This window comes from Coprobacter sp., assembly GCF_982436375.1.
In genome coordinates this window covers 1-8,218 of the sequence record NZ_CEWDCG010000142.1, presented here as the reverse complement: position 1 = coordinate 8,218, position 8,218 = coordinate 1, and the positions used below count along the sequence as shown (strand labels likewise).

Below are 8,218 nucleotides of genomic sequence, written 5' to 3'. Positions count from 1 at the left end.
AACCTACGCTCATTTCCAATAAATTACACTCTTTTCGTAACTTCTGTCTGCAAACGTAATTAAAATTTTTCGTATTCCAATTTTTTTAACTTGAAAATATAAATACAATATTAAAATTTATCACATACCACTGCTTCCGGCCTTAAGGGAGGCTTTTCTTAAAATTGGCTTAATAATGATCGGTTTAGCCAACCGATACACTTTGGGTAACGAACCGAGCGAAAGGGCTCTGCCTCCCGGCGTCCCCCTCTCTACCTGCTCCCGGATTTTTGCAAAACATACGCAACACGCGTAACCGGGAGCGTCGTATATACTATAAATACCTCTATTCCAGCGTTTTATTTATAGTATAAAGATAGCATCGAAAAGGAGATAACGCAAGATATAAACCATTTATTTTCAACGGTTTAGCTTTAAATAAGAGCCGTAATCAGAAGAATACATTTACGGGATACGGAGACGAGTGAAAGGACTCCGCCTCCCGGCGTCCCCCTCTCTGCCTGCTCCCGGATTTTTGCAAAACATTCGATTTCTATAAAATATATAGATGCCGTATGACCGGGAGCGTCGTATATACTATAAATACCTCTATTCCAACGTTTTATTTATAGTATAAAGATAGCATCGAAAAGGAGATAACGCAAGATATAAACCATTTATTTTCAACGGTTTAGCTTTAAATAAGAATGTGATCGGAATCGCTAAAGCGATCATTATTAAGCCAATTTTAAGAAAAGCCTCCCTTAAGGTCGGAAGCAAACAGCCCTACCGTTTCGGCAGGGCTGTCTTTACGGTTAGCCGCATAAAAAAGTTGCTCAGGAAAAGATTCTCCTGAGCAACCGGTCATAATCAAATAGTATCAATTGAACGGATACTGCGTTATATCGTCGCATCATTCAACTCCTTCACGAGTTTACTTAAACCGACACCGATGCGCTTACACTGTTCTTCAGATGCAAGTTTCGAACCGCTTTTATATCTCCGTAAAAGAGAAGCATTAAAACCGATTTTCTTTGCAAATTCAGAAACGTTGATCCATGAAAAATAATCGAAAAATGAAGGCAGATCATATTTATAAGAAAAAGTCAACTCCGGAATCTCTTTACCCTGTTCCGCAAACATCTCCTTAATTTCCTCGTATGCCGACAGCATGTCCCTTTTCGCCTCTTCAACAGAATTTCCAGTACCATTCAACCCGAATCCGGGTAACTCGTCCGAAATATAAATACCGAACAAGCCGTCTTTGCTCAATTCTACGATAGCCGTTACTTTCATATCCGCATAATTTTAATATAATCAAAAGTCATTGAAACATGAATCGGAATCAAAAAAGCGCGAGGATTAAATCCCCGCATCTTTTTTAATACTTCGTGCAGTACCGGAAGGAATTTCTTTGCTTGTGTGTCGGGGAACAGAAAATATTTTTCCTGTAATCGGACTGAACCAAAGATCATGGCGTGAACCATGCCGGACTACATAACACCCTGCTTTATTGAGCAGTTTTGTTATTTCCGATGTTTTCATATTTCAATGATCTATTTGATTATGGCACAAAGGTAACGAATATGTTATCTAACCACAAACAATTATGTAACAAAAATGATACCTTTATACTTGTTTAACTATATTTCGAGATACAACTCAATATGCCATTTACATATTACAAAAACAGCCCCGTCACTTTGATGGGGCTGTTTTGTTAAATTCTTAAAGATTTACGTTTAATAATAAGAGGAAAAGCATAGTGTATCTTTTCCCATTCTCTCACCAATAAAGACAAACGCATATATTCATCTTTATCGGTCTGAGGTAAAGCTTCCATATCACCAAGAGCCGTTCCTTTTGCAATGATATCGTCCATCATCGCACAAATACTCCGGTATTCGGTTTCTGTAGTTATCTTTTTTATTGTCATAAACTTACTGCTATCAGCTCTTTGCCTATATCATGAATCGCATTCAATATTTTTCTGGATCTTTCTTCAGAAGGTTTTTTAGTACCGCTGATATATTGAGCCAATAGGCTCTGGCGTATTCCCAAACGGCGGGCAACAGCCGAAGCGTTCAATTCGGGATATTCCATAAATAATTTATATAACGGTGTTTGTGCCTGCCTATCACGGAAAAAAGCCTCGAAATTCAAATCTTCATCCACATCCGGCCAGTGTATTCCGAAACTGCTTGTTTCATAATTAGCACGTTGTTCGGGTGTAGCCCATCGTAAACGAGGATAATCATCAAAATTCTCGTGTGCAGTACGTCCGTCTGCCGTCAATATATGTACGGCAGTAGGTGTAATCCATATTTTATCTACTTTTAGCATGATACTACAAATATAGGTAATAAAATTATTACCTATACGTTCTAATAGATTTATTTTCAGATAAATTCAAATCGAGAATAGTATCATAATGAAGATTTGTCCCTAAACAGATACCATGCCGCAATAGCCAAACCAATCATTATTAAGCCAATTTTAAGAAAAGCCTTCCCCAAGGTCGGAGTGGACTCTTTTTCCGATACAGACCGGACAGAGGCGGTCGCCCGCCTGTCGGTCGTATCAGCAAACTGAAAGACAGTCTTACGATCGGCATTTTGAGCATTATAGACATTCGTATCAGAAGACGTCCGCTTTCCCTCCCAAGAGCGGGATTTCAATTTCGGTACGGTATCTTCGGGAACGGAAGGATAGTAAGTTTCAGTGTATTTCCATTCAATTCCGGACGAAGAGCCGGTCGCAACCGACACGACAGAGACGGTATCTTCATGAATTCGGGTAGCGTGTGAAATCCGGGTAGCGTTTTCCTGCAGGTCGGTACTTAATGAAGCTTGCCGGTGCACACGGCATCCCGGCAAGCAAACACCAACCAAAACAACAAAATATGAAAACGCAAACACTTTCATGACACATATTTTATATCATCGATCCGGTTGATCCAGCCTTGCAGGAAAACCCTCTGCGATGGATCACGCTCACAGATCTGCCGGCAGAACCTGATCCTCTCTTCTTTAACAACCTGAAAGAAGTTTACCGGATTCACCGAATTCAAAGTATCTAAAGTGACCGGTCCGACAATTCCGTCGGGTTTGAGGCCGAGCAACCGTTGTGGTATCTTGATACCATTTGCTCCGGATGCCCACACCCAGTCGACCAGAATATTGGCAAGGCCCTGGCTGCGTATCCGGTCGGCCTGCCACCTGTCCCAATAATGAGTTTTCAACAGATTCACGACATCCTCTTTCGTGATCAGCCGGAGATCATCGGCATCGATATCACCGTCTCCGTCTTTATCATATCCGCAACTTTTCCATGTGGCGAGGGTGACACCCATGTTCGTCTTACCGCCCTTATCGGCCTTGTGGTCGGCCCATCCGCCTTCCCATCTGAAGATGATGGGAACGAGTTTATTTATATCAGCCATTTTGTTGTACGTTATTTTTCGTATTATTAAAATCTTCTTTCCGCTGTATCCGGTTCGGACAAATGGTGACGTAACACCGTAGCCCTTTAAGGTAGGCGATCTCACATTTCAGCTCGGAGACCTCTTCCATCGCTTTCTGGGCTTTCTCGAGCATCAGGAAATAATCCTGTGTGAGCTTGTCGCATTTTTTAGACAGATGCTCATAATCGTCCTTATGTATCTCCCGAGCCTTACGAGCATTCTCCAGATCCATGCTGTCGGCTTGTGCGAAAGCCTTTCTCTTTTCTGCCCTGAAAAAGAAGAACTGAAAGATGTTCAGCCCGCCGAAAAGACTTGTCAATATGATCAGCAACTCGTTCATAATCCAAAATTATCTGTTTTCCGGTCGCCCGAAAAGGACATCTTTTTCGCATCGAACAGGTCGAATGCCTGCCGGTCGAACATCAGCGTCCAGCCTATGGACTCGAACTCAGGGCTGATAAACGGCGTTATGGAATGCTTGTCCGAAATCTTCTTGAATGAATAACGCTCCCGTTGCTCCTGTATCATCAAGTTCCGCATCCGGGTCACCATGTCGAGCGTATTCGCCGAGATCAAGGTCTGATCGACGAGGTCTCCGGTAAATTCGGTTGTCTTTCCGGCAATCGTAGCCGCCACCTGAAAAGTATCCGCAATCCGGTTCGACTTATCGGTATCGGTCTTTATATCTCCATAATCGACAAACAGGTAATATCCGGTCAGTTGAGAGACACAGGTTTTCACGGCATCGAAGTTAGGGCCGAACACAAATCCCCCAACTTCGGGAAGTACGGGCGTGTCGGGCATCGATTCGACAAGCGATTTCAAAGAGTCGTATCCGGGTATCTCCGAACGCCCCTTGTTGAAGATATCGAGTACTCCCTGCCGTTGTGGAAAACGGGCGAAGTATAAAAACAGATCGATGATAATATTTCTGTTCATGACAATATTTTGTTTATGATTTTTATCGGTAATCCGGTCTTTTCGGAGATTTCCGTCTTTTCTATTTTATAATCCCGCATCGTCTTTACCGACTCGATCAGCTTCTTCCGGAGGATAATCAAGTACGTGATGCAATCCATACGCTCTACGGCCGTGAGGTCACCGATGCCGTCTTGAGACAGGTTATAGAGGCTCTCGAGCATACCGGTGCAGATAGCCGGAAGCGGCTCGTCCTTGCCGGCCGATAAGATGGAGAACGGTGTCCGGGTAAACAAAAACGCCGTAAATGCCTGGAAATTGATCGATATGGCCTGAAGGAGTACCGAATCGAGATTTTTAAAAGACCCGGCCAGCCGGTGAGCGCCGGCGGAACTGTATGTACCGGGATGGTATAAAATGGCGGCCAGCAGGGGCAGCTTATCGGTCGAACCGTGTATTTCGGATAAAATCTGCCGTGCCTCGATAAACTGAACGGCTGTCAGGTTACAGGTGATCCGGTCAAAATCCGTCCTGATTTCATATCCTCGGTATTGTTGCTTATCGAATATAAAATCGGGGATCAGCTGCTTGGCAAAGCAAGCGTCGATACGGTATTTATACTCTTGTTTCGACAAATACCGCGAATATGCCGGCGGGAAGTCGACCGGCTCTGTCTTCCGGGCTTGCTCCCGAATGTCTTTCGGCACTCCGTCCAGCGTACCGGCAGGATAGACAATCTCAAACATGAAGTCCGCCTGCCGAGCCAGCAGATACAGATTTTGCCAAGCGGCATCACCTTTGACCTTGTCCGGATTCCAGCCCATCATCTGACAAACATACCGCAACCTGACTTCCATGACCGAATATTTTCCGGCCGCAAAATCGACCAGTAACCGGCAGACATCCATATATTGCTCCGGAGTCAGCAGTTCCCACGCATTCGGTATGCCGTACGTCTTATCTTTAACGACAAATTCTATTCTCTTCATGGCATCAAATAAATTTTATCATCGGGACGGGCAAACGATGTCTCGGTACAAATATCTCCCGTCCCGGACTCGTCCAGCGCCATGTCCACGCTTTTCAATATTTCAGAAGACTTGTTCATCAACGACTCCGCCAACGTTAACAGGCGATCTTGTTCGTTCTGCCCGTTTCGGGAAGCCTTGCTGTCATCGAACAGACTCCGGATGGTAGCCGGCAACTCGATAATGTCGAACCGGGAGATGGCCAGAGCCACGACCGTCAATGCCAATGCCAACTTGAGTTTGTCTTCGAAGTCGGCTTCACGCCCCTCGATGCGGTTGAAATATGCCCCTATCGTGTCGGACAATACCTCTCGTTGGAGTGGCGTCGTCCGGAAAAAGAACAGATATGAGCAATCTATCGGGTACAGAGAGTCAAACTCTTCTGCAGTCTTGATCCGGAGTTTTTCCCGAAGCCGGTAATAAGGAGACAATTTCCATGACTCGAAATTCTCCAGCTCGGCGATCAGCGAGTCCATCGCATTATAGTAGTTATCGATATACTGCCGTCGCATGCCTTCCAATTCATACTTGTAGATGTCCCCTCCGTCGGCCTTGCGTTTTTTCAGCACCTCGAATATATTCTCCTTGTATTTGGTCGCATTGCCTACGGCCGACCTCAGATAAGAGAGAGCATCCGTTTCTCCTCCGGACACGATTTCTCTGTAAACGGCTGCCGTAATGATATTGACGACCATTTTCTTTGCCGAAACGGCCGAGCTGTTCAGGTCGGCAAAATTCACCTGGCTGTCGATGCCCGGAACGGTCTCCCTGAAGTCCTGAACGGTAACGAATAGTTCTTCCAATACTTTTTTCATACTTCCTGCTTGTTTAAACGGTTATCCGGCGATACTTCCTCCTGCCGGCTCGGAGTCTCCCGGTAATACCCGATGCGGTAACCTTGTGCGTACAACTCCGGCCAATTGACCCGGATCGCCATATTGAACGCCTCGGAACACTTTTCGTCATCCGGAGTAAGGGTCAGCAGATAAATAAGATAATTGTAATACACGTCCGCTCCCGATTTGCTGATCACGCCGTCTTTGCTCACGCTCGAAATAGAAGAGTCCATCCCCACAGCGGCCAGCAGCACTTCATCGGCACGCTTGTCATACTCGATCAATGAACTGATATACTCTTTATATTTCAGATCCACCGTCTCGATGCGCCAGCGTTCCTCTTCATTCGCTCCGGTGCGGAAAGAGGTAGTTGCGTAGGCCTTGCCTTGATTGTCTTTTCCGGAGAGGTATTTCGACAGCCGGCGCAATTCGAGGTTCATGTACCTGATCAGGGATGATTCGCTGAATTTCGTACCCACATCGATGCCGTTGTAAGTAAACAACTCTTTATTATCCTTCTTCCGAAGAACATTTTCCTGACAAATGGCGCTTATCTGTTTGCGTTTCGACTCTATCCAAGCGGCGGGGATAACCACATGTACCTTGGCGGCCAGACTGTTTTTAAGAAAAGAGTTGATATATTCCGGCGATTCGTTCGCCCCTTTTATCCAAGGCTTCGTTCCCTCATGCGTCTCATTGCAGCCGTAGAAATCGCCGACCGAGCTTTCTCGGTGATGAGAGATGGCGGCAAACCTGTAATTGCCGACCTCCCGAAGGTCGAATTTGGGATATATCTTGAATTGTGCCGCCCCGTAGTTCCAGTTTCCGATGGCAATATACCGGAAGTCATTATATTGCACCAATGAAGTAACCACATCCCGCTTTGTCGTCGCCAGCCGGCAATGCTTGTTCTCCATCAGTTCGAGACCGGCCACGGGAACACGCCCGATAATCCGTCCCGAAGACATCCTCCATTTCGTAAAGTAATCTCTGAAAAAGTAGTATCGCTTGATCAGCGCCAAGGCATAATCTTTATAAGACATTTCCAGCCCGTTGTCTTGCCAGCTGTCGAGCCACCGCTGTATATCGGGCTGCCCGGTCCAGTTACGCACCGGTTTATTACCCTCTTTCCCTTCGATATATATGGCAGGTCCTTTGCCATAAAGCATGTTCACCTGTTTGTTTATCAGACGGGGAAGCAGGCGGTTGCGTTTTATGTCCTGTTCTATCTCCTCGCACAGGCGGTTGTTCACACCCCGGGCACACACGTTATACCCGCATACGTTGAGCCATTGCACATCCGGTTGTCTCCAGACGATATTGTCCGGATCGAAGTCGGGAGTATCCGCCACAGACAGGGACATCCCGGTCTGGAACGAGATGATGTTGTTTTCGTCCAAGTAACAGCCCATGTTACCCATCAGCTTTATTTCACTGTCGTCTGTCAAAGCCATGTTATACGTTTTAGTTTGAAGTTATCTTGCGGGAAGCCCATGTAACGGATCAAGATCCGGTAACAACACTTGGGGCTGCCCTCGGCATCGTAGAATAAAAACAGGTTGTCGCTGTCGATCGAGAAGCGTTCGTCCGGCAACTGAGCCCGATACTTGCAGCCGCTCAAGGTCTTCAGGCGGTATGACGATACGCCTTTCTTACGGGAGTAAGGGAAGAATGCAATCGTAAAGCAGCCATCAGGCAGCTTCGATATCTCTTTAGCCCATCGAAGGGCATCTATGCCGTTGATCAGTTCCATAGTCCAAAAATAGCGTCCCGAACGGTGGCGGGAAAGGACAGCGGGGAGACGGGGCATCATATTTCCCGGATCGTCCGGGAAATGCAACGCATATCTTACTCTCAGCGCATCGTGCAGCCAAGAACGTTGTATATCTCCCGTTTTTATTTTAGTTCAATTTGAGTATCTGAAAATCATTTATATAATTGTATTTTTGATGTCAAAACGGAATATTATAAGTACATAAAAAAATATTTTTATA

General features: G+C 45.6%; 12 protein-coding genes. All 12 read right to left on the bottom strand.

What is annotated here, in order from left to right; translation table 11 throughout:
* Positions 1 to 879 precede the first annotated feature (879 nt).
* The gene (locus tag AC1WHX_RS08625; RefSeq protein WP_297930270.1) at positions 880 to 1,275 is read right to left on the bottom strand and encodes a type II toxin-antitoxin system HicB family antitoxin; all 396 of its coding nucleotides are present in this window, start codon (positions 1,273 to 1,275) and stop codon (positions 880 to 882) included.
* 66 nt (positions 1,276 to 1,341) lie between these two features.
* A complete protein-coding gene (locus AC1WHX_RS08620; RefSeq protein WP_297930273.1) occupies positions 1,342 to 1,524 on the bottom strand; it encodes a type II toxin-antitoxin system HicA family toxin in 183 nt (60 codons plus the stop codon).
* A gap of 175 nt (positions 1,525 to 1,699) precedes the next feature.
* Complete coding sequence (locus AC1WHX_RS08615) at positions 1,700 to 1,915, bottom strand: hypothetical protein (protein WP_481229163.1); 216 nt, start codon at positions 1,913 to 1,915, stop codon at positions 1,700 to 1,702.
* Positions 1,912 to 2,322 carry a DUF2442 domain-containing protein gene (locus AC1WHX_RS08610; RefSeq protein ID WP_481229162.1) on the bottom strand — a complete coding sequence of 137 codons (411 nt, stop codon included), beginning with the start codon at positions 2,320 to 2,322 and terminating at the stop codon, positions 1,912 to 1,914. Before AC1WHX_RS08610 ends, AC1WHX_RS08615 begins: the two co-directional genes overlap by 4 nt.
* A gap of 83 nt (positions 2,323 to 2,405) precedes the next feature.
* Entirely contained in the window at positions 2,406 to 2,903 is a 498-nt protein-coding gene (locus AC1WHX_RS08605; protein ID WP_481229161.1) for a hypothetical protein, read from the bottom strand.
* A complete protein-coding gene (locus AC1WHX_RS08600; RefSeq protein WP_122304094.1) occupies positions 2,900 to 3,421 on the bottom strand; it encodes a glycoside hydrolase family 108 protein in 522 nt (173 codons plus the stop codon). Before AC1WHX_RS08600 ends, AC1WHX_RS08605 begins: the two co-directional genes overlap by 4 nt.
* Complete coding sequence (locus tag AC1WHX_RS08595; RefSeq protein WP_122304095.1) at positions 3,414 to 3,782, bottom strand: hypothetical protein; 369 nt, start codon at positions 3,780 to 3,782, stop codon at positions 3,414 to 3,416. The genes AC1WHX_RS08600 and AC1WHX_RS08595 overlap by 8 nt, the downstream gene beginning before the upstream one ends.
* Entirely contained in the window at positions 3,779 to 4,381 is a 603-nt protein-coding gene (locus AC1WHX_RS08590) for a hypothetical protein (RefSeq protein WP_481229160.1), read from the bottom strand. The genes AC1WHX_RS08595 and AC1WHX_RS08590 overlap by 4 nt, the downstream gene beginning before the upstream one ends.
* Entirely contained in the window at positions 4,378 to 5,349 is a 972-nt protein-coding gene (locus AC1WHX_RS08585) for a hypothetical protein (protein WP_481229158.1), read from the bottom strand. The genes AC1WHX_RS08590 and AC1WHX_RS08585 overlap by 4 nt, the downstream gene beginning before the upstream one ends.
* Positions 5,346 to 6,203, bottom strand: a complete 858-nt coding sequence (locus tag AC1WHX_RS08580; RefSeq protein ID WP_297930289.1) for a hypothetical protein — start codon at positions 6,201 to 6,203, stop codon at positions 5,346 to 5,348. Before AC1WHX_RS08580 ends, AC1WHX_RS08585 begins: the two co-directional genes overlap by 4 nt.
* Positions 6,200 to 7,678, bottom strand: coding sequence for a hypothetical protein (locus AC1WHX_RS08575; protein ID WP_481229157.1), 1,479 nt, complete (start codon positions 7,676 to 7,678; stop codon positions 6,200 to 6,202). Before AC1WHX_RS08575 ends, AC1WHX_RS08580 begins: the two co-directional genes overlap by 4 nt.
* On the bottom strand, positions 7,669 to 7,977 hold the full coding sequence (locus AC1WHX_RS08570; protein ID WP_418236401.1) for a hypothetical protein: 309 nt from the start codon (positions 7,975 to 7,977) through the stop codon (positions 7,669 to 7,671). The genes AC1WHX_RS08575 and AC1WHX_RS08570 overlap by 10 nt, the downstream gene beginning before the upstream one ends.
* Positions 7,978 to 8,218 lie beyond the last annotated feature (241 nt).